18 protein-coding genes and 3 pseudogenes are annotated in these 20,214 nt (G+C 72.1%); 14 read left to right on the forward strand and 7 right to left on the reverse strand.

Annotated features, from left to right (window positions below; all coding sequences use genetic code 11):
• The first annotated feature begins 87 nt into the window (after positions 1-87).
• Together ACFY3N_RS19545 and ACFY3N_RS19550 are read left to right on the forward strand one after the other, a co-directional pair.
• A complete protein-coding gene (locus tag ACFY3N_RS19545) occupies positions 88-1,431 on the forward strand; it encodes an MFS transporter (protein WP_390817940.1) in 1,344 nt (447 codons plus the stop codon).
• An 82-nt stretch (positions 1,432-1,513) separates the two neighbouring features.
• Positions 1,514-2,842, forward strand: coding sequence for a DUF6379 domain-containing protein (locus tag ACFY3N_RS19550; protein WP_390817941.1), 1,329 nt, complete (start codon positions 1,514-1,516; stop codon positions 2,840-2,842).
• Positions 2,843-2,947: 105 nt separating this feature from the next.
• Here ACFY3N_RS19550 and ACFY3N_RS19555 read toward each other — a convergent pair whose 3' ends face one another.
• Positions 2,948-3,370 carry a hypothetical protein gene (locus ACFY3N_RS19555; RefSeq protein WP_390817942.1) on the reverse strand — a complete coding sequence of 141 codons (423 nt, stop codon included), beginning with the start codon at positions 3,368-3,370 and terminating at the stop codon, positions 2,948-2,950.
• A gap of 264 nt (positions 3,371-3,634) precedes the next feature.
• On the opposite strand from ACFY3N_RS19555, the gene ACFY3N_RS19560 reads away from it, so the two are divergent.
• The 6 genes and pseudogenes from ACFY3N_RS19560 (at position 3,635) to ACFY3N_RS19585 (ending at position 11,398) form a co-directional block, all read left to right on the forward strand.
• Positions 3,635-4,045, forward strand: coding sequence for an ATP-binding protein (locus ACFY3N_RS19560; protein WP_390817943.1), 411 nt, complete (start codon positions 3,635-3,637; stop codon positions 4,043-4,045).
• Complete coding sequence (locus tag ACFY3N_RS19565; RefSeq protein WP_390817944.1) at positions 4,042-4,500, forward strand: Fur family transcriptional regulator; 459 nt, start codon at positions 4,042-4,044, stop codon at positions 4,498-4,500. The genes ACFY3N_RS19560 and ACFY3N_RS19565 overlap by 4 nt, the downstream gene beginning before the upstream one ends.
• A 213-nt stretch (positions 4,501-4,713) precedes the next feature.
• Positions 4,714-5,796, forward strand: a complete 1,083-nt coding sequence (locus ACFY3N_RS19570; protein WP_390817945.1) for a PP2C family protein-serine/threonine phosphatase — start codon at positions 4,714-4,716, stop codon at positions 5,794-5,796.
• 80 nt (positions 5,797-5,876) lie between these two features.
• Positions 5,877-6,056, forward strand: a pseudogene (locus ACFY3N_RS19575) (transposase); the annotation flags it as partial.
• A 381-nt stretch (positions 6,057-6,437) separates the two neighbouring features.
• Positions 6,438-10,985, forward strand: a complete 4,548-nt coding sequence (locus ACFY3N_RS19580) for a DNRLRE domain-containing protein (protein ID WP_390818090.1) — start codon at positions 6,438-6,440, stop codon at positions 10,983-10,985.
• Positions 10,979-11,398, forward strand: a complete 420-nt coding sequence (locus ACFY3N_RS19585) for a hypothetical protein (protein WP_390817946.1) — start codon at positions 10,979-10,981, stop codon at positions 11,396-11,398. Before ACFY3N_RS19580 ends, ACFY3N_RS19585 begins: the two co-directional genes overlap by 7 nt.
• A gap of 160 nt (positions 11,399-11,558) precedes the next feature.
• Here ACFY3N_RS19585 and ACFY3N_RS19590 read toward each other — a convergent pair.
• Positions 11,559-12,227 (reverse strand): annotated as a pseudogene (locus ACFY3N_RS19590) (NADPH-dependent F420 reductase); the annotation flags it as partial.
• Between the two features lie 86 nt (positions 12,228-12,313).
• Here ACFY3N_RS19590 and ACFY3N_RS19595 point away from each other — a divergent pair.
• The gene (locus ACFY3N_RS19595) at positions 12,314-12,691 is read left to right on the forward strand and encodes a winged helix-turn-helix transcriptional regulator (protein WP_390817947.1); all 378 of its coding nucleotides are present in this window, start codon (positions 12,314-12,316) and stop codon (positions 12,689-12,691) included.
• 152 nt (positions 12,692-12,843) lie between these two features.
• On the opposite strand, the gene ACFY3N_RS19600 is transcribed toward ACFY3N_RS19595, so the two are convergent.
• The 4 genes from ACFY3N_RS19600 to ACFY3N_RS19615 form a co-directional block, all read right to left on the reverse strand.
• Positions 12,844-14,094, reverse strand: a complete 1,251-nt coding sequence (locus ACFY3N_RS19600; RefSeq protein ID WP_390817948.1) for an NAD(P)/FAD-dependent oxidoreductase — start codon at positions 14,092-14,094, stop codon at positions 12,844-12,846.
• Entirely contained in the window at positions 14,091-14,288 is a 198-nt protein-coding gene (locus ACFY3N_RS19605; RefSeq protein ID WP_390817949.1) for a ferredoxin, read from the reverse strand. Before ACFY3N_RS19605 ends, ACFY3N_RS19600 begins: the two co-directional genes overlap by 4 nt.
• Before the next feature lie 55 nt (positions 14,289-14,343).
• Positions 14,344-15,261, reverse strand: coding sequence for a pyridoxamine 5'-phosphate oxidase family protein (locus tag ACFY3N_RS19610; protein ID WP_390817950.1), 918 nt, complete (start codon positions 15,259-15,261; stop codon positions 14,344-14,346).
• A gap of 97 nt (positions 15,262-15,358) precedes the next feature.
• Positions 15,359-15,814: a VOC family protein gene (locus ACFY3N_RS19615; RefSeq protein WP_390818091.1), complete on the reverse strand. Its 456-nt coding sequence runs from the start codon at positions 15,812-15,814 to the stop codon at positions 15,359-15,361.
• A 166-nt stretch (positions 15,815-15,980) separates the two neighbouring features.
• On the opposite strand from ACFY3N_RS19615, the gene ACFY3N_RS19620 reads away from it, so the two are divergent.
• Both ACFY3N_RS19620 and ACFY3N_RS19625 read left to right on the forward strand, forming a co-directional pair.
• Entirely contained in the window at positions 15,981-16,553 is a 573-nt protein-coding gene (locus ACFY3N_RS19620) for a CGNR zinc finger domain-containing protein (protein ID WP_390817951.1), read from the forward strand.
• A gap of 63 nt (positions 16,554-16,616) precedes the next feature.
• Positions 16,617-16,782, forward strand: a pseudogene (locus tag ACFY3N_RS19625) (IS5/IS1182 family transposase); the annotation flags it as partial.
• Between the two features lie 187 nt (positions 16,783-16,969).
• On the opposite strand, the gene ACFY3N_RS19630 reads toward ACFY3N_RS19625, so the two are convergent.
• Positions 16,970-17,443 (reverse strand): DUF1348 family protein, encoded by a 474-nt coding sequence (locus ACFY3N_RS19630; RefSeq protein ID WP_390817952.1) that lies wholly within the window; start codon positions 17,441-17,443, stop codon positions 16,970-16,972.
• 120 nt (positions 17,444-17,563) lie between these two features.
• Between ACFY3N_RS19630 and ACFY3N_RS19635 the strand changes: the two genes are divergently transcribed.
• From ACFY3N_RS19635 to ACFY3N_RS19645, 3 genes are all read left to right on the forward strand, one after another.
• Complete coding sequence (locus ACFY3N_RS19635; RefSeq protein ID WP_390818092.1) at positions 17,564-18,154, forward strand: TetR/AcrR family transcriptional regulator; 591 nt, start codon at positions 17,564-17,566, stop codon at positions 18,152-18,154.
• A gap of 146 nt (positions 18,155-18,300) precedes the next feature.
• Positions 18,301-18,822 carry a hypothetical protein gene (locus ACFY3N_RS19640; RefSeq protein WP_390817953.1) on the forward strand — a complete coding sequence of 174 codons (522 nt, stop codon included), beginning with the start codon at positions 18,301-18,303 and terminating at the stop codon, positions 18,820-18,822.
• Positions 18,823-18,943: 121 nt separating this feature from the next.
• Positions 18,944-20,095 carry a LuxR C-terminal-related transcriptional regulator gene (locus tag ACFY3N_RS19645; RefSeq protein ID WP_390817954.1) on the forward strand — a complete coding sequence of 384 codons (1,152 nt, stop codon included), beginning with the start codon at positions 18,944-18,946 and terminating at the stop codon, positions 20,093-20,095.
• Positions 20,096-20,214 lie beyond the last annotated feature (119 nt).

Genomic DNA, 20,214 nt, shown 5'->3' on the forward strand with positions numbered 1-20,214 from the left:
CCGCCGCGGTCCCCGGCAGCCGCCCACAGTCCCCCGCCCTCTCCGCGTCGTGGCGGCGTGCCCTCTGCCTCCCGAAGGGACTCGACGATGAGTGCCGTACCTTCCCCCGCCACCGCCGCGACCCCGGAGTCCAGCGCCCGGCCGCTCCCGCCGGCCAAAGCCGCCCAGTTCGGCTACGGGCTCGGTGACCTGGCGTCCAACCTGACCTGGACCACGCTGACGGCGTTCCTGCTGTACTACTACACCGACGTCGCCGGCCTGGCCGCCGCCACCGCCGGCACCATCCTGCTGGTCGGCCGGATCGCGGACGCGGTCATCGACCCGGTGGTCGGCCTGGCCGTCGACCGCACCCGCAGCCGGTTCGGCCGCGCCCGCCCCTACCTGATCTTCGCCGCACCCGTCCTCGGCATCGCCTTCGCCCTGGCCTTCTCCTCGCCCGGCACCGGCACCACGGCCGTGGTCTGGGCGGCGGTCACCTTCGTCGCCGTCGGCATCAGCCACTCACTCGTCAACGTCCCCTACGGCGCGATGCTGCCCATGCTCACCGACGACGCCGACACACGCCTGAGGATGAGCGGCTACCGGTTCGTCGGCGCCTCGCTGGGGCTGATCGCCGTCTCCCTCGCCGTCATGCCGCTCGTCGGCGCCCTGGGCGGCGCCGACCGGGCCCGCGGCTTCACGGGCATGGCCGTCGTCCTCGGCGCGGTCGGCACCCTGCTCTACTGGATCGTCGCCCTGCTGTGCCGCGAACGCCCCGCCGCACCGGTCGCCCGCGAGGCCACCACCTGGCGCGCACTCGCGTCGCTGCGGAGCAACCGTCACTGGCTGGGCGTGAGCGCCGCGTCGCTCGTCGCCTTCGTCCGCCTGGGCATCATCACCGCCGGCGCCGTCTTCTACGCCCGCGAGGTCCTCGACGACGCCTGGGCCACCAGTTACATCCTGCTCGCGTTCTCCCTGTCGGCCCTGGTCGGCTCCTTCGTCACCCCCTGGTTCCTGCGCCGCACCGGCAAGCGCCGGGGCATCGACATCGGTCTCGTCGCCACAGCGGTCCTGTACGTCCTCCTCTTCTTCCTGGACGGACAGCCGATGGTGTTCCTCGCCGTCTTCCTGTTCGCCAACCTGATCGGCGGCTTCGGCTTCGTCGCGGCCCCGGCGCTCGTCTCGGACACGATCGACCACCACGAAACCCTCACCGGCCGCCGCGACGAGGGCCTGCTGTACGCCGGCTACAGCTTCGCCACCAAGGTGGGCACGGCGCTCGGCGGCTCCCTCTTCGCCTGGGCCCTCGCCTGGGGCGGATACCGCGCCGACCACGTCTCCGACCGGGCGGGCCAGGCCATCGAGTGGGCCTTCATCGGGCTTCCCGCCGCGCTCTGCCTGGTGCAGGTGGCCTGCATGGCCCTCTACGGCCTGGAGGACCGCGAGGGCTGAGTCCGCAGCCCCGCCCGCACACGGCCCGGCCGGCCGCGGCCCGAACCCCGATTCCACCCCGTACCCGTCACGAAGGACGACCATGCTCGAACGCCCGATCATCCAGCAGCGCGGATTCCGCAACACGACCGACGACACCGGTGTCACGGGCTTCCAGATCCTCCTGCGCAACCCCAACTACCGAGGGATCGCCGGCAGCCTCGTCGACGGCGCCGACGTGATCGTCGACGGACACCCGTTCCCGCGAGAAGCGCAGCGCTGGACGCTGCAGGGCCGCACCTTCACCCTCGGCGAACTGCGCGCTTCCACGGACGTGCGCTGGCAGCTCGACGAGACCGCCACGCTCTCCGTCGATCACCGGGGCGGCCTGAGCGCGGGCGTCCACCGGATCGAGGTCGCGGTCCACCTGCGCCGGCCCTACATCCCCGAGGTCGCCGGGCCGTCCGTGTTCCGCTCCACCGCCACGGCCACGATCGTGCCCGAAGAGGACGGCGCCGCACACGGGCTGCGCTACGGCGTCTCGCTCTACAGCTACTCGGGCGACCTGTACACGTCGATGACCCTCGAGGACGCCATGGCCGACATCGCCGACCTGGGCGCCACCGGCATCGAGATCCTCGGCGAAGGCAACGTCCCCGGCTACCCGCACCCCGACCCGGACTGGATCGAAGCCTGGCACCGGATGCTGGAACGGTACGGACTCACGCCGACGAACTACGGCTCCTGGGTCGACACCGCCATGTGGCGCGACCGCGACCTCACCGCCGAAGAGGGCCGCGAACAGCTCGCGCGCGACCTGCGCCTGGCCAAGCTGCTCGGCTTCACCTCCATCCGCCCCAAGTTCGGTGTCGTCACACCGGAACTCGACCCGCACCCCCTCTGGCAGCCCGCCGTGGAACGGGTCCTCGACCTCGCGGCCGACCTCGGCGTCGTCATCTGCCCCGAGATCCACAGCCCCACCCCGATCAAGCACCCGGTCACGCAGGCGTACCTCGACTTCATCGGCCGGACCGGCAGCGACCACTTCAAGCTGCTCATCGACACCGGCATCTTCCAGACGGCTCCGGTCGACGACGGCCACGAGGGCTTCGAGGGCACGAAGCGCCCCGCGTTCCTGGAACCCCTGGCCGTCCCCATGTCCGACCTCGCCGACGTCCTGCCGCACGTGCACTTCATCCAGGCGAAGTTCTTCGAGATCGACGACCGGCTCACCGACCTGCACATCCCCTGGCACGACATCGTCGCCACCCTGCGCACCGCCGGCTGGCAGGGCTGGCTCTCCAGCGAGTACGAGGGCCGGCGCGAGCCCTACCGGGGCCGTGACCAGGTCCGTCGCCAGCACGCCCTGCTCCGGTCCGTGAACGGGAGCGCGGGGCCGGGACGGCGTCCGGGAGCGCGTCCGGCCGATTGAGAGCCGCTGCTTCCCGTCCGCCCGCCAGGTGAGTCCCCTCTCCGTGAGGACCCGGACGTCCACCCCGTGCCGCCTGTGCTTCCCGGAGGGGTCCGGGGTGTGGCTTCAGACGGTTCCCGTCGGCCCGGGCGTCCGGCCGCGGGTGTCCGTGGTGGCGCACATCGCCTGTCCGTACAGCGTCTTCAGCGCGTCGTCGACGGGGTGGGGCCGCGGATCGCCCGCGGGGTCCGGTGCGTTCCACCTGATGAGGTTGACGGCGACGGACATCTGCCGCTCGCCGTCGGCCCGGGGCGGCGAGACCCCGTCGGCGAGGTCCTCGTCCGCGCCCACTCGCCCCACCGGCGTGCCGATGCCGGGAATCCCGTCCGCCGCGAGGCCTTCGACGCCTCCCGGGTACCGCACCTGGCCGCCATCGGCGGCCGGTGGCCCGAGCCGGCGGCACGGGACACCTACCCCGAGGGGCTCCGCGCGCTCGTCGACGGGCTGCTCGCCCAGGCCGCCGCGGACCGCGCGCGGGGCGGCTGACATCGCGGGGCGACGGACGCGGTGCGTGCATCGAAGACCGTGCGGAATCACGAAAAAGGACGTCATCCACAAACTTGACCGATTCAAGAAAAGGCGTACGGTCGTAAGGAAGATTGCAATCGTCCCCGAAAGCGCACCATGGATCGCACAGCTCCCCGGGAGCCCCTCCCGGGTGGAACGATCGCCGATGTGGCCGTCCCCGGCCCTCAGCGACCGGCTGCCGCCCTGCCCTCCGGCGTGGCGGCCGGGACCCGTGTGGAATCGTTCGTGGGCGGGCCCTGGTCCCTGCCGTGGTCGCCGACCGCGTGCTCCTCCGCGAGGACCGTCATCCGTGACGTACTGCGGCGGTGGGGTCTGGAGGACCTCGTACCGACCGCCGAACTGCTGGTCAGCGAACTGGTGAGCAACGCCCTGCGGCATGCCTCCGGTCCGCTGCGCCTCACCCTCGAGCGGGTGTCCGGCCTTCGCTGTCTGGTCAGCGACGGCACCGCGGACCTTCCGCGCCCGGCCGACGCGGGCCCGGAGGAAGAGTGCGGTCGCGGACTCGCCCTCGTGGACATGCTGGCTGCACGGTGGGGCTGTGAGACCGGGCCCGAGGGCAAGAGCGTGTGGTTCGAGCTCTCCGGCGACCCCTGCGCACCCGGGCCCGACGGTGAGGCGAAGGGCGAGGCGGCATGACGACCCCCGGCGCGGCCGATGAACCGATGGCGCTGGCCGCCGAACGGCTTCGTACGGCGGGCATGCGAGTGACCGCTCCGCGCATGGCGGTGCTGACGGCCGTCTCCGACTCGGGCGGTCACCTCGACGCGGACACCCTGCGTGAGCGCGCTCGGCGGATCACCGGCCGTCTGTCCCTGCAGGCCACCTACAACGTGCTGCGCGCCCTCACGGACGCCGGTCTGGTCCGATCCACCCAGATCGCGGGTCACCCCACCCGCTACGAGACCGAGCGCCACGACAACCACCACCACTTCGTGTGCCGCGCCTGCGGTTCCATCCGCGACGTGGAGTGCGCGGTGGGCGCGGCGCCCTGCATGGAGCCGCGGCTGCCGCAGGAGTACGACACCCAGGAGGCCGCGGTCACGTTCTGGGGCCTGTGCCCCGGCTGCCGGGCCGCGACGCCGGTTTCCTGACGGGCCCCGCCTCCATGGCCCCGCGTCGCGCGGGGAGGACACGTGCGCTGCCGTCCGGTCGTTCCGGAGAACCGTACGAGCGGCTGATCACCGGATCCGAGGACGCGCACCGTCGCGGACAGGTGCCCGTATCCTCCCGATAAGATGCCTTTTGTGATCACCTTGCGAAGGCCCCGACGCCGCCATCGTCCGAACGGTGGCCGGCGGGGAGCCGTGCTGCTGTCACCGGTGATCGTCACCGCCCTCATCGCCGGCCTGGCGTTCTCCACTCCCAGGGAGATCGCCTTCAGCCGTCTGCTGCCCGCGGCACCCGCCCTCGCCGCCGCACTGTGGCCCGTGCTCCCCACGGTGCTCCTGGGGACGTTCTGCCTGCTGATCATGATCGGTCTCAGCTTCGTCTACTCCGACCTGGGGACGCCGTACACGGCCGCCGCGATCACCGCCGTCACCTTGGCGGCCGCGTACGCGAGCCATCTGCGGCTCCAGCGGGAGGAGACGCTCTTCCAGGTCCGGCTCGTCGCCGACGCGGCCCAGAAGGTGCTGCTGCGGCCGCTGCCGCACCGGGTCCAGGACGTCGAGATCGAGTCGCTGTATCTGGCGGCCCAGGAGCAGGCCCGGATCGGAGGCGACTTCTACGAGGCCGCCGACACGCCGTACGGAGTCCGGCTGCTCATCGGCGACGTGCGCGGCAAGGGCCTGTCGGCGGTGGGGGCCGCCTCCGCGGTGATCAACTGCTTCCGGGAGAACGCGTACGACCAGCCCGACCTCAGGGCCGTCATCCGCCGGCTCCAGATCACCATGTCCCGCTACAGCGCCGCGGTTCCCGCCGATGATCAGACGGAGCACTTCGCCACCGCCCTGATCGCCGAGATTCCGCACTGCGGCGGGCACGTCAGAATCCTCAACTGCGGGCACCCGCCACCGGTGTTCGTGCGCGGAGGGGAGATCCACGTCCTCGAGCCCGCCCTCGCCTCGACCCCCCTCAACCTCTCGGCGCTCCTGGGGGACCACTACTACGTGGACACCGCCCCCTTCGTGCCGGGCGACCAGCTGCTGCTCTACACCGACGGCGTGACGGAGACCCGCGACCGAACCGGCGAGTTCTTCCCGCTGGCGGACTGGGCGCGGCGCCACCACCAGGCACCGCCCCGTGAGCTGCTGGACCGGCTGCACGCGGATCTGCTCCACTACGCGGGCGGAAGGCTCGACGACGACATCGCGGCCCTCGCCGTGCGCCGCCGGCCCGCCGGTTCCGGGGTCGGGCTGCCGGCGGACGGCGGATCCCGGCCGGTGTGAGACCCACGAGGCCGGCTGCGCCGGCCTGATCGCCCCACCCCTTCCGGCGGAAGCCGGTGACAGCCCTTCTCGGAGCCGGTCAAGGCGGTGGCCGACGCCGTCACGGTGACCGGGAGGCGCTGGCCGCGATCATGCTCGTGGCCACGTCGGGCTGCACGTGGCGGCAGTTGCCGTCCACGTCGTCCGGCCCGTCGGGAGCGACGGCCCGTCGGCGCTTCGCCACGTGGACGAAGGCCAGGGCGCGGACGGGGCTTCACCGCCCGGCCCCCGTCCAGGTGTGGCTGGTCGCGGACCCACCGCTGGGGCACCGGCTGTGGATCGCCGACGGCGAGCAGGCGCTCGACAACGGCACCGCGCCCGCGAGTACCGTCCGCACGGGTCCCCGTGGCGCCGCCGACGTCAGGCCCGAGTCCGCGCATGCCGTCACCGCCGCGACGCCGTCAAAATCCACCACCACGGCCGGAGTGCTAACGGAATGTCAAATTCCGTCAAACGTGCCGCATAATTCCCCCCTTCCCGAGTGGATCTTGCTCGGGTTTCATCAGGGAGGGGACACGACCTTGTCGACGTCAGTGCGGAACAGCTCCGTCCGAACCAGGCGAAGATCCTGGCGGGGGAGCAGGAAGAAGGCTGCGGCGGCCATGCTGGTGCTGGCCCTCGCGGGCGGGTTCGCGGCGACGACCGGCGCGGGAGCGCAGGCGGACTCCGGTGAGGAACAGGCCGCCGTCACCCCGCCCGCACCGGACCTCGGTCCGGCCGAGGCGGCCGACGAGTCCGAGGCGCGACTGCTCGCCCAGGCGCAGGGCCGCCGGATCGAGATCCTGTCGGAGCGTACGGAGACCGGCGGTACCTGGGCCAACCCGGACGGGACACTCACCGCCGAGGCCTACGCCGCGCCGGTCCGGGTGAAGGAGGGCGGCACCTGGCGGGACATCGACACCACGCTCTCCGACACCGGCGCCAGCCTCACCCCCGAGGTCACCGGCACCGACATCGAGGTCTCCGACGGCGGCGACACCCGGCTCGCCAGGGTCACCCAGGGGAACCGTTCCTTCGGGCTCGGCTGGGAGGATCAGCTGCCCGTTCCCGAGGTGCGCGGCGACACCGCCTCGTACGCACTGGGCAAGGACGCGACGCTGACGGTCACCGCGCTCGCGGACGGCTTCGCCCAGAACATCCTGCTGGACCGGGCTCCCGAGGAGCGGGTCGGCTACCGCATACCGGTTCGCGTGGACGGGCTGCGCCTGTCCCGCGACGACTCCGGTCACCTGCTCCTGAAGGACACCGGCGGCAAGCTCGTCGCGGAGGCACCCGCGCCGATGATGTGGGACTCCAGCCGCGACCGGCTCTCCGGCGAGTCCGGGCGGCAGGCGCCCGTGGACACCGAGATCGAGGAGGGCGCAGACGGGCAGCAGACCCTGGTGCTCACCCCGGACCCCGAGTTCCTCGCCGCCGCCGACTATCCGGTCACCGTGGACCCCACGTCCACGCTGGCCGCGTCCACCGACACCTGGGTCGCCACCAACTACCCCGACTCGCAGGTCTCCTCGACCGAGCTGAAGTCGGGTACGTACGACGGCGGAACCACCAAAGCCCGCTCGTACCTGAAGTTCGACGTGTCCGCCCTGGCGGGCAAGCACATCGTCGACACCGACCTGTCGCTCTACTCGACCTGGTCCTCGTCCTGTGCCGAGGGCTCGGGCACCCAGATCCGGCGGATCACCTCCGCCTGGACCTCCTCCGCGGTCACCTGGGCCGAGCAGCCGACGACGACCACCACCGGCGCGGCCACCAACACCGCCGCCAAGGGCTACTCCGCCGACTGCCCCGCGGGCACCGTCGGCTTCGACGTCGACGCCATCGTCCAGTCCTGGGCCGACGGCGAGGACAACCACGGCGTGCAGGTGCGCGGCGTGGACGAGAACGACTCGCTGACCTGGCGGCGCTACCGTTCGGCCAACCACGTCTCCGGCGAGGACGAGACCACCGAACCGCACCTCAGCGTCACCTACGACTCCTACCCCGGCGCCACCAGCGGCTTCCTGCCGTTCAGCGGCACCGCCACCAGCGACGCCACGCCCACCCTGCGGGCCCGCGCCGGCGACCCCGACCTCGACGAGCTGCGCTACACCTTCGAGGTGTGGGACGCCGAGCTGACCGCCCGCAGGACCACCGGCAACACGGCCTACCTCGCCCCGGGTTCCATCGCGAGCTGGTCCTCGCCGACCCTGCCCGCGGGCGTCTACAAGTGGCGGGCGCGGGCCTACGACTCGGTCAACTGGTCCAAGTCGTGGTCCACCTGGCGCACGCTCACCGTCGACCCGAGCGCGCCCACGGCCCCGACGATCACCAGCACCAGCCATGCCTCGCCGGGCTCCTGGTACGCCGGCAAAGACTTCACCGGCACCCTCGGCGCGAGCGACACCAGCGCCATCACCGGCTATGCCGTCAAGATCGACCAGAGCCCGCTGACCGCCGCCGGCACGGAGGTCACCCAGACCTCCACGACCGTCTCGGCCGCCGACCGCGCGGACGGCACCTGGTACGTGCACGCCGCCGCTCGCAACGCCGCCGGACTGTGGTCCACCACCCGGCACTTCGCATTCCAGGTGGACACCACCGCGCCGGGCACACCCACCGTCACCTCGTCCACCCACCCGCTGACCACGGCCGTGTACCCGAGCCGTACCGGCACCTTCTCCTGGACCGCGCCCACCGACGGCTCGGGCGCCGCGAGCTACGCGGTGAGCGTCGACCGGAGCGCGACCACGCTGCCCGGCACGGGCACCGTGCAGACGGGTACCACGTTCCACGCGGCCGTCGCCTCCGACGGCACCTGGTACCTCCACGTACGGGCCAGGGACCGGGCCGGGAACTGGTCGGCGAGCGCGGCCCACTTCCCCTTCCAGGTCGACGCCTCGCTCGCACTGCGGCCCGCCGTCACCTCGACCAGCCACCCGGACCAGTCGGCCGCCTACCGGACCACGGCCTTCACCGCCGCCTGGCAGACCACCGCCTCCGCCGCCGGATACAGCTACGCGGTCGACACGTCCGCCACCACCGTGCCCGACACGGTCAGCGACGGCACCACGGCTTCGTACGGCACCACGAAGGCCGAAGGCATCTGGTACCTGCACGTCCGCGCGGTCGACGCGGCCGGCACGTGGGGGCCCACGGCCCACTACCGGTTCACCGTCGACACCACCGCCCCCGCCGCCCCCGAGGTCGGCTCACCGGACTTCCCCGACCACGGCTGGGCCGGCGACGCGGGCGACACCGGCGGCTTCGGGCTGACGTCGACGGATTCCGGGCTGCACGCCCTGCGCTACCGGCTCGACGACGGCACCGAGACCACCGTCACGGCCACCGGACCCACCACCACCGTACGGCTGACCGTCGCCGACGAGGGCAGCCACCGTCTGACGGCCGTCGCCCTCGACAAGGCGGGCAACGCCTCCGCCGCCGCCACCTACACCTTCCACGTCGGCACCGCCGGCCTCGTCTCCCCGCTGCCCGGCGAGGAGGTGGGCCACCGGGTGCCGCTCGCGGTCGCCGGTCCCACCGACCTGACCGGGGCCACCTTCCAGTACCGCCGCGCCGACACCGACGCCTGGACCGACGTCCCGGCCGCCGAGGTCACGGACGCCGGGGGAACCGCGGTGACCTGGCCGGCCACGGTGAGTGCCGGCTCGCTGTCCGGTCTGCTCTGGGACACCGGCCGGCTCACCGCGGACGGCGACCTGCAGGTGCGGGTCCGCTTCGAGGGCAGCGACAGCCCCGCTCCCTCGGAGCCGGTGACGGTCACCCTCAACCGGGTCGACGTGCTGACCGAACCCGTCGCGCTCGACACCCTCGCCGAACCGGACACCGTCGAGTCGTACGCCCTGGAGGTCGCCGAGGAACGGGCCGAGGCCGCCCCGGACACCTTCGCACCGCCCTACCTCGACCAGGACACCGACCGGATCGTGCTCCCGGTCACCGACAGCGCCGCCAAGCCCGACGCGACGGCCGCCGTCACCCTCACCGGCATCCCGGTGACCCTGGGCAGCGACGACGGGAGCGCCGAGGGCGATCCGGACACCGACACGGACGCCCCCACCGGCGAGGACGGCATAGCCGACGAGGTCGCCACCCAGGACAGGACGGTCACTCCTGTGACCGAGGAGGTCGACCACAGCCAGGCCGAACTCCAGTCCATCGTCGACGAGGTGCTGTTGCTGCCCGACACCGAGGTGCCCGGAGCCTCCCAGCTGGTCACCGCCAGTGTCGACGCGGAGGCCAACCGGGTCGTCGTGGAGCTCCCGGAACCCGACGACGCGGTGGCCGACGCGCTCGGCGAGCGGTACGGCACCGGCACCGTCGCGGTCCGCGTGGCCCCCGAGGTCGCGGCGCTGCGGACCTCCGCCGGCCGGTACACCGACGTCAGCCCGTTCAAGGGCGGTGCCGCCTACGAGCCGGTGCGGGTCTCCTCGAACGGTTCCGTCAGTGACGGGTGGCGGTGCACCACCGCGTTCCCCTGGACCCACCAGGGCCACCCGTACATGCTCAGCGCGGGGCACTGCACCACCGGCAACGGCTACATGGACAGCTGGAACCCCGGGGTCACCTTCGCCTTCGTCGCCTACGACAACTGGAACAACAGCAAGGGATCGGTGAAGGTCGCCGGCAAGTCGTACTACTCCGGGGACCTGGTGACCGGGGAGGTCATCGAGAACAAGTACGGCGTCTCCGCCCGTATCTACAAGGGCGGTCCCAACGGCACCTCCACGCGCCGGATCCAGGACCGCTGGACGACCCGCTCCAAGGTGGGACAGAAGTTCTGCGCCGGCGGTTCCACCACCGGCGAGATCTGCGGCTGGAAGGTCACCAGCGGCAAGCTGACCATCGAGTACTCGGACGGCACCATCATCAAGAACGCCACCAGGGGCAAGAAGAGCTCCGGGACCTGCGACTACCCCGGCGACTCCGGCGGGCCCGTCTACACCGTGCTCTCCAACGGCCACATCTACGCCAAGGGCGTCATCTCCGGCGGGCTGTGCTCCGGCTGGGGCATCGGCTCCGACGGCGACGACGACGGCTGGAACGACGACAAGGACTGTTCGGACGCCACCGACTACGACTGCGAGATCATCTTCACCGACATCAAGCTCGCCGAGGACGCGCTGCCCGGCATCGTGAAGAAATGGTGAGCCGGCCGCTGCGGGCCGCCGCCGTCGGCGCGGTCCTGTGGACCCTGACCGGCTGCGGCGGCGACTCCGAGCCGTGCGAACTGCTCGACCTCGTCCCGCAGGTCGCCGTGACGTGGCAGGCCGACGCGCTGCCCTACGGCGAGGACTCCGCCTACCGGCTGTGCGTGGACGGGCACTGCGGAAGCGGTGCTCCGCGCCGCTACGGTGACCAGCTGCGGGTCAAGCTGCGCCTGCCGGAGAGCTACGACGAACGGCGGGCGCGGATCCGCCTCGAACTGTCCGGCGGACAGGACACGACCGGCCTGAAGGCCTCCCGCACGATCACCCTGCGGCAGACCGAGCAGGGCTGCGACCAGGCCCTGACCGGGGAACTGGGGCTGACCGCCGAGGGAGAACTGGAGGAGCGGCCCTGAAGTGTGCCGGGCGGGGTCAGCACGCCCCGCCCGGCACCACAGCACGCCCCCGAGGCCCCACGCCGCACCGATGTACCTCCTGGGAGGGCCTCCGCCCCCGCCGGGGACTGTCCGCGGTTGCGATCGATGGGCTTTTGGTGGCGGCACGGACCGGTGACCGTCATCGGGCAGTCGTGATCACTTCGACGCGGGGGACGGCGGAACCGGGGTCGAAGCCTGCGAAGGCCAGGCCGATGACGAAACCCGCCACCTCCTCCAACTGCCGGACACGGCTCAACGTTCCCAGAACCGCCGGGACCCCGCCGACGTCACGGACCAGTTCGCCGACGACGTTCAGTGCCGTCGTGTCGTCGCCGCACATCGCCACCGTCACCCGGGACCTGCCACCACCGGGCGGACGCGTCCACTGGCCGGCGGGAAAGAGGTGGAACGCCTTCACGACCCGGGCCCCCGGAGCGAGTCCGGCGATCCGCCCCGCCATCGACTCCCCGGGTTCGGCGAGCAGAACGCCGACGCCATGCGTGACGGCGTTCGTGGGATCGATCAACGGCGTCCCCCCGAGCGCGCCGTCGGACGCGCCCACCGCTTCCAGCATGTCCTCGACGCCGTCCCAGGACACGGCGAGGAGCACCGCATCGCGCCCGGCGGCCGCCTCACACGGCGTGACGGCGAGCGCTCCGGGGCCCAGCCGCTCGGCGAGTTCCTCCGCCTTGGTCCGTGACCGTCCGCCGATCACCACCTCATGTCCCGTACGTGTCCAGCCCTCACCGAGGGCCGCCGCCAGCGCCCCTGTTCCCAGGATCCCGATGCGCATCTGCCCGTACCTCTTCCCGTAGCGGTTGGCCGGGTGGTTACGGTAAGGAAGGCGTCACGCACCGATCGGTGCGCGGCCGACGCGCGATGATGGGTGACGAGATGACCGATCACGACGCCCACTGCCACGAGTTGGTCGCCGATTGCCGTCTGCGCGCGGCCACCGACCTCTTCGCCCATACCTGGGATCCCGTTGTGCTGGCGGCGCTTCGCATGGGACCGCGTCGGCGCCGCGAGCTGCGCGCCGCGATCGGCGGCATCAGCGACAAGGTGCTGACCGACTCGTTGCACCGTCTGCTCGGGTGCGGACTGGTCGAGCGCCACGCGCACGCCGAGGCGCCACCACGCGTCGACTACGCCCTGACGGGCCTGGGGCGGAGCCTGGTCGAGGGCCCGATGGCGGCGCTCGGACGCTGGGCGGTCGAGTACGGCGACGCACTCCTCGAAGCCCAGGAGAGCGGTGGCGCAAGACGTCTGTGAACGCGAATCGACCCGGATCGAGCCGTCGTTCCGGTGGGTGATCCATCGCTGTGGGCGGGACACCCGGCGAGTCGGCAGCGGCGAGAAGGGAAAAGAAGCGGAGCGGGGCCGTGTCCGGGGGATCTCGGGACGGCCCCGCTCCGCTCGGCTTCTCACGTGGCGGCCGGTGTTTTCGCCGCCGTCACAGGGAGCAGGCGCTCCTCCAGCGCGCGGCGGTACGACGCCAGCCGCCCTGTCCGTCCGATGGTCAGCGCTCCGACCAGCCGGCCCGCACGGTGGTAGCTGATCTCCAGCCGACGGCCCGCCAGGTCGTGCTCCACGACCCGCGTCTCGTCGGCGGCGGCGGGCAGGCCCACCGAACGGATCCTGGCGCCGTGCAGGTCCGACCAGAAGGACGGCACGGCCGCGAACGGCCCGGGTGCCCGGGCCGGGTCCTGCCCGGCCAGGAGCGTGGCGGCGGCCGCCGCACCCTGCTCGACGGCGTTGGTCCAGTGACCGAGCGCCAGGCGTTCACCGTCGGCCAGCGGCTGCGGCACGCGCGCCACGTCACCGGCCGCCACCACGTCGGGCACGACCGAACCGTCGGTGCGCAGGACGCGCAGACGGGGGTCGCAGTGGACGCCGCCGTCGTGGGCGAGGTCGGAGCCGGCCAACCAGCCCGTCGACGGCACCCCGCCCAGCGCCAGGACTGCCGTGCCGGCCCGGACCGTGGAGCCGTCGGAGAGACGGACGCCGGCCAGCCGGCCGTCGCCCCCCGTCAGGAAGCCTTCGACGGTGGTGCCGGTCCTCAGGGCGATGCCCGCCTCGCGGTGGAGCGCGGCGACGTAGGCGCCCGCGGTGGTGCCGATGGCGCGTGCGAGGGGCTGGGCCGCGGCTTCGACGAGCGTGACGTCGACTCCGCGCTCCCGGGCGGCGGCGGCGATCTCGCCGCCGAGGAATCCGGCGCCGATGACGACGAGCCGCCGTCCCGCTACCAGCGCGGCCCGCAGGGCGAGCGCGTCGTCCCAGCCGCGCAGGGTGACCACACCGGCCGGTGGCGGGGGCTTCGTGGCCGGCCAGCCGCGGGCGGCCGACCCGGTGGCGATGACCAGCCCGTCGTACGGCAGCCGCGTGCCGTGCGCGAGGGTGACGGTCCTTGCCACGGGGTCCAGGCGGACCGCCGCCTGCCCGAGCCGCCAGTGGGCCTCCAGCCCGTGCGGTACGGGCAGTTCGACGCCGGGCGGCCGGCCGGGGGCGGTCAGTACCCGCTTGGACAGCGGCGGCCGGTCGTAGGGCGGACGCGGTTCGTCGCCCACGATGGTCAGGGCGCCGGTGAAACCCCGCTCGCGCAGGGTCTGAGCCGCCCGCAGTCCGGCGAGCGAGGCGCCCACGACGACCAGTTCGCGACGATCGCCTGCTCTCATGAGGCGGCCGGCGAGACGGTGACGGCGCGGACCGGGCAGACGGCCGCCGCCTTCTCGGCCTTGTCGAGCAGCGCGTCGGACGGGGCGGCCTCGTACGCGAGGTGGTCGTCGTCGTCGAAGGAGAAGATCTCCGGCGCTGCGAAGACGCACTGTCCGTGGCTCTCGCAGAGGTTCATGTCCACGGTGATCTGCATGGTCGCTCCATAGGGGTCCCGTGATGGTCGTCGGTGCGTGCGATGCGGTCGGACGTCAGCCGACCGGGGGGTTGAAGCGGGAGTAACCGGGACTGGTCCACCGCAGCGGCGAGGCGGCGGTGATCTCCCGTACGGCTTCGACGGAGAACTCGACCAGGCGCTGCGCGCCGGGCACCTCGGCGATCTCCTCGGCGTCCCACACGGTGTGCGCGGTGCCGGACAGGTGCAGGGTGGCGCCCGTCTCCCAGTCCGGGACCAGGATGCCCGCCGACGCGTTGAGCAGCAGGTTGCCCAGGGTCAGGAACATGGCGTTGCCGACGTAGTCGGGCCAGCGCAGCAGGGTGGGCGAGAGCACCTGGACGAAGCCGGGGTTGCCGCCGCGGTGGGAGGCGTCCGCGTCGCCGCGGTCGGAGGCGGTGGCGACGAAGAACGTGTCGGCCGCGCGCACCGCCTGCTGCTGGGCCGGGCTGAGTCCGGTGCCGTCGGTGACGGCACGGTCCCGCGCCCCGCCCTCGCCCGGCCCGGTCCTGCGGTGGTCCCGTTTCTGCAGGTACTTGGGGCAGTTGGCGATGACCTGGTCGAGGTCGACGCGCAGGCCGTCGTCCTCCCGGCGGGCCCGGCCGTTGAGGCGCATCCGGCGCCGGGTGGCGGGCTCGATGGCGATCATTCCGATCCGGACGACCGACTCACCGGTCAGGACCTCGGCCAGTGGGTCCTCCGGCAGGGGCAGGGCGCCGACCATGACGGTGCGGGGGTCGGGCACCCGCAGGAACCCGGCCTCGCCCGTCAACTGGGTGGCCCAGATGCGGCCGTCGCGGTCGGCGCCGCCCAGTACGATCAGCGGCTGTTCGGCGAGGAAGTCCTTCGCGACGGGCGGGACGCTCCCGCCGATGCCGCCGAGTGAGAACTCCGCCTGTCCGGCGAGGCCGGCGCGTTCCTGCACCGCGATCTCGCCGCTGTGATACGTGGCCACGGCATGTCCTTTCCGTGCGTGCCGGCTTGTGACCGTCCGGCGGTCCACCGGGGTGCCGGGCCAGGGGTGTCGATACTCCGCCGGCCCGGAGGTCTTCCTAGAAGAAGCCGCAGGTGGGGGCGCCGGGGGTCGGGGCGTCGGCCGGATCGGCACCCGTGGGCGCGTAGATCTCCAGGCGGATGCCGTCCGGGTCGGTGAAGAAGATGCCGCCGGAGGTGCCGTTCTCGCCGTGGGGGACGACACCGTCGTAGTCGAACCCGGCGCCCAGGCCGCGCAGCACCTCTTCGGTGGCCTTGACCTCCTCGACGGTCTCCACCTGGAACGACAGGTGGTGCAGCCCCGGCCGGTCGGTGGCGAACGAGCCCGCGCTCTGCTGCCACAGCGTAACGAGCATCCGGCCCTCCCGGCCGAGGAACGCCCAGCGGCGGCCGTCCTCCTTGCCCTCCGCCATCACTTCGAAGTCGAAGACGGCGCGGTAGAAGGCGAGGGAACGTTCGAGGTCGGTGACGTTCACTCCCACGTGACCGGTCTGCAGGGTCTTCGCCTTGGCCATGGTCATGGTGCATCACATGCCTTCACTCATCGTCACGAGCCCGTCTCGCAACCACTGAAATTGACTTTAAGGGTTAGGAAGAAGGGGCGTCAACCGATGATCAGCGGATGACCGGTTACGGTGGTCGTGTGATTCCGCCGTCACAGCGAAGGAAGGACGCCGTACCGTGCCGCCAACTCCAGGGGCCGACCCCCGTCCTCTGACCAACGAGCCGCTCTGCATCGATCTCCTCAACACCCGATGGATCGACGTCGACGGCCGTCATGACCTGCTGGACTCGCTCGACGGGCTGGCGACCTGGCTCGCCGGCCCTCTGGTGGGCCAGGCCCTCGGCGGCGTACCGACCCCGGTGGACCACGACGTGCTGGATCGGCTGCTCCAGGCGCGTGCCGCTCTGGACAAGGCGATCGCGAACCCGCGGCACCCGGATGCCGGCGCCGTCGAGGACATCAACGCCGTACTCGCCCACGGCCGGAGGGGACACCTGCTGCGCCCCGACGGGCCGGACACCTTCGTCGAGGTGGAAACCCCCTCCTGGCTGCCCGCGTGGCGGGCGGCCGAGGACTACCTGCGGCTGCTCGCGGAGCGGCCCGAACGGATCCGTTCGTGCGGCAACCCCGAGTGCATCCTGCACTTCTACGACGTGTCCAAGAACGGCACGCGCCGCTGGTGCTCGATGGCCGGCTGCGGAAACCGGGCGAAGGCGCAACGCCACTACGCACGCCAAAAGAAGGCCTGACCGCCGGAGTCAGGCCTTCTCGTGGCAGGGTGGTCCCGCACATGGCCGGCGCCCGGCTCCCGGACCAAGGGCTTCACGCCCCTGCCGAAGCGGTGGGCGGTCGAGCGGACCGATGGATGGGTGACGATTCCACCGCCGCCCCGCCCGCGGCTGCGAAACCCTCCCCGAGCGCTCCGAAGCCGTGATCCGGCCGGCCGTGACCGACCTCATGGCCCTTCGCCCCAGCGGCTGCGAACGCCCGGCGAGGCCCGCTCCGGACCGGCCTGCCCCGCGGCCCGTCGGCCGGGGACGCGCGGCAGCCTGCGGACATCCTTCGGACGGTGGCGAACCGCTGCCGCCGCGCCGGACTCCGCCGGGGAGGCACGCGCAGGGCTTACTGCTCCTGGGAGGCGGAGGCAGGGGGCCGGAACGCGCTGTCAGAAGCCGAGGTCGCCGAGGCCGGGGTGGTCGTCGGGGCGACGGCCCAGCGGCCAGAAGTACCTGCGCTCCGATGCGGCGATCGGAAGGGTGTTGATGGAGGCATGGCGGGTGTGCATCAGTCCGTGCTCGTCGAACTCCCAGTTCTCGTTGCCGTAGGAGCGGTACCAGTGGCCGGCGTCGTCGCGGTGCTCGTAGGCGAAGCGCACCGCGATGCGGTTGCCGTCGCAGGCCCACAGCTCCTTGATGAGCCGGTAGTCGAGCTCGGTGTCCCACTTGCGGGTCAGCAGCGCGACGATCGCCTCCCGTCCGGTGGCGAACTCCGAGCGGTTGCGCCAGCGCGAGCCGGCCGTATAGCCCAGCGACACCCGCTGCGGATCGCGGGAGTTCCACGCGTCCTCGGCGAGGCGGACCTTTTCGGCGGCGGTCTCCCGAGTGAACGGCGGGACCGGAGGACGGATGGTGTCGGGCATGGCAGTCCCTTGCTCTGGGCTCCTCGTGAGCACGGTGAATCTCACCAACGGAGGAGAACGTTCGTTCTCCTCATGTTCTGTAAGGTAGAGAACGATGGTTCTCCACGCAAGGGGGCGGACATTCTGGACCGCGGGACAGCACGGGAACAGGTGCTCAGGGCAGCCGAGGAGCTCTTCTACAGCCGGGGCGTCCAGGCGGTGGGAATGGACGCGGTACGCAACGCCTCAGGGGTGTCGCTCAAGCGCCTCTACCAGCTGTTCCCCTCCAAGGAAGCACTCGTACTGCAGTTCCTGCGGAGGCGGGACGAGCAGTGGCGGCAGTCCCTCGCCCGCTACGTGGACGCACACGCCACGCCCGAGCAACGAGTGCTCGCCGTCTTCGAGTGGCTGCACAAGTGGTTCTCGGAACCGGACTACCGGGGGTGCGCCTTCATCAACTCCTTCGGTGAACTGGGCGGAATCTCACCCGAGGTGGCCGACGAGGCCCGCCGTCACAAGCAGGCCTTCCGCGACCACCTCGCCGCCCTCGTCGCGGCCTCCGGGCGGCCGGAGGAGCTGGCGGACCAGCTCCTGCTGCTGGCCGAAGGCGCCATCACCACGGCGGCGATCACCGGCACCGCCCGGCCGGCGGTCCAGGCGCACGACGCCGCACGCCTGCTCATGCGCGCGTACCCGCAGGACGAGCGGGTCCGTCCCGACGCCGGCCGGTAGACCGGTCCCGCCGGGTCGGGGCGCCGGCGGTGAGAAGCCCCCCACCTATCTGGGATGGGATACGCCGGCCGGCTGCAGCACTCTTTACCTGGCCGGTGGCGGTGAGCCGCCTTCGGCGCATCCTTGACGACAACAAGGGGGAAGAGATGTCCATCCGAAGAAAAGCCGTTGGGATCCTGGTCGCAGCCGCCGCCGGTCTGACGGTGGCGGGGGCTCCGGCCGCTGTCGCGGCCCCGTCCGTGACGGACGGCGCGGTCACCGCCTCCGTGTGGCGGAACATCGCTCTGACCGGGACCTACACGATCCGTGACGACGAGGGCGTCTTCGCCGCCGGTACGTACTGCAACGGCAACGTCGCCTCCGAGGGCTGGGTGAACGAGGTCCGCACGCCGTCGCTGTGGTGGGAGACCACGTGCGGGGGCGAGATCCGTGTGGAGAAGCACGTGTCCGCGGAGACGGACGCCACCGGCGGAGTCATGATCTATGTGACCCTGCGGTTCTACGAGGGCACGAACGACACCAACACCGACCTCGACGCCGAGTACCACTTCAACCGCTACGTCCCCGCGGGACAGACCTCGACGGTCAGCGAGATCACGCTCCGCAACGGGGAGAACGGCGGCAAGGACTGGGCGAAGCTCAACCTCGTCCTGCACAACAACCGCTGACACCGCATCGGGGCGTCGGTCGCGCGCCTCGGGCACACCCGGTTCCCGGGCCCGGTAAGCGGAGGTGCGGCCACCTGCGCAAACCGGGCCCGGGAGCCGCGGTACGCGCTAGCCTCGGACCATGAGGCGCTACGGGGGAGTAACGCGGATCGGCGGGATCGGGGACGTGGCGGCGCGGGCGGTGCGGTCCGCGCGGAGCGTCGAGGATTTCTTCGGGGCGGTGAAACGGGTCACGAGGCCCGTGCTGCGGTTCGACGTCTGCGCCTGTGTGACCGTGGATCCGCAGACGTTGATGAACACCGGGGGCGACTACCGGGACGGCCTGCCGTCCACCATGATGCCGCGCATGCTCGACATCGAGTACCGCGAGGGGGATGCCAACGACCTGTCGGACCTGGCGGCCAGACCGACGCCGGTGGGTCTGCTCAGCCGGGAGACGGGCGGGAACCTCGACCTCAGTCCCCGGTACCGGGACATCATGCGGCCCCTGGGTTTCCGCGACGAGTTACGTGTGCTGCTGCGGGACCGCCACGGGGCGTGGGGTGCCCTGATCATGGGCCGCGGGGACGACACGCCCCCGTTCGGCTCCTCGGACCTGGCCGCGGCGGCATCGCTGGCCCGGCCGCTGGGAACCGCGCTGCGCCGGCTGCACCTGACGCGGCTCGCCGAGGAAGGCGCCTCGGCGGTGGCGCCGGCGCTGGTGCTGCTGGACGGCGACCACCAGGTGGTCCATGCGACGCCCACCGTGGCCCTGTGGTTCGACGAGCTGGCTCACGCCGACGGCGCACCGCCCGACGGCCGTGGACTGCCCCCCGCCGTCTACGCGGTGGCGGCGGCGGTGCAGGCTCCGGGGGCCTCGGCCTCCCACACCTCATGGATGCACAGCCGCAGGTACGGCCGGATACGGTTGCACGCCTGGCGCCTGGAGGAACCCGCGGGATCTTCGGCCCGCGCCGCCGTCGTCGTCGAACAGGCCGGTCCCGCCGAGCACATCGCGCTGATCGTCGCCGCGTACGGGCTGACCCCCCGGGAGCGGGACATCACGGCCCTGGTGCTGCGGGGGCGGTCCACAGCCGACATCAGCCGTGACGTCGGTCTGTCGCCGCACACGGTCCAGGACCACCTCAAGGCGGTGTTCGACAAGACGGGCGTCCGCAGCCGGCGTGATCTGGTCGCCACCCTCTTCGCCCGTCACCACCTGCCTGACGCGGCGCTGTCCGCATCCGTACCGCAGCGCCGTACCCGGCCCCGGCCCGCCGCGGATCCCGAGTAGGGGCCGCGGCACGGTCTTCGTGCCGTTCCCGCCGAAGCGGCAACGGTCGCATCCGCGGCGCGGACGGGTCCCGGGTCGGACCTGCGCCCTCCCGGAGGCCCGGACCGCAGCGACTCGAC

Source organism: Streptomyces sp. NPDC000348, from assembly GCF_042898795.1.
Classification (GTDB): domain Bacteria; phylum Actinomycetota; class Actinomycetes; order Streptomycetales; family Streptomycetaceae; genus Streptomyces.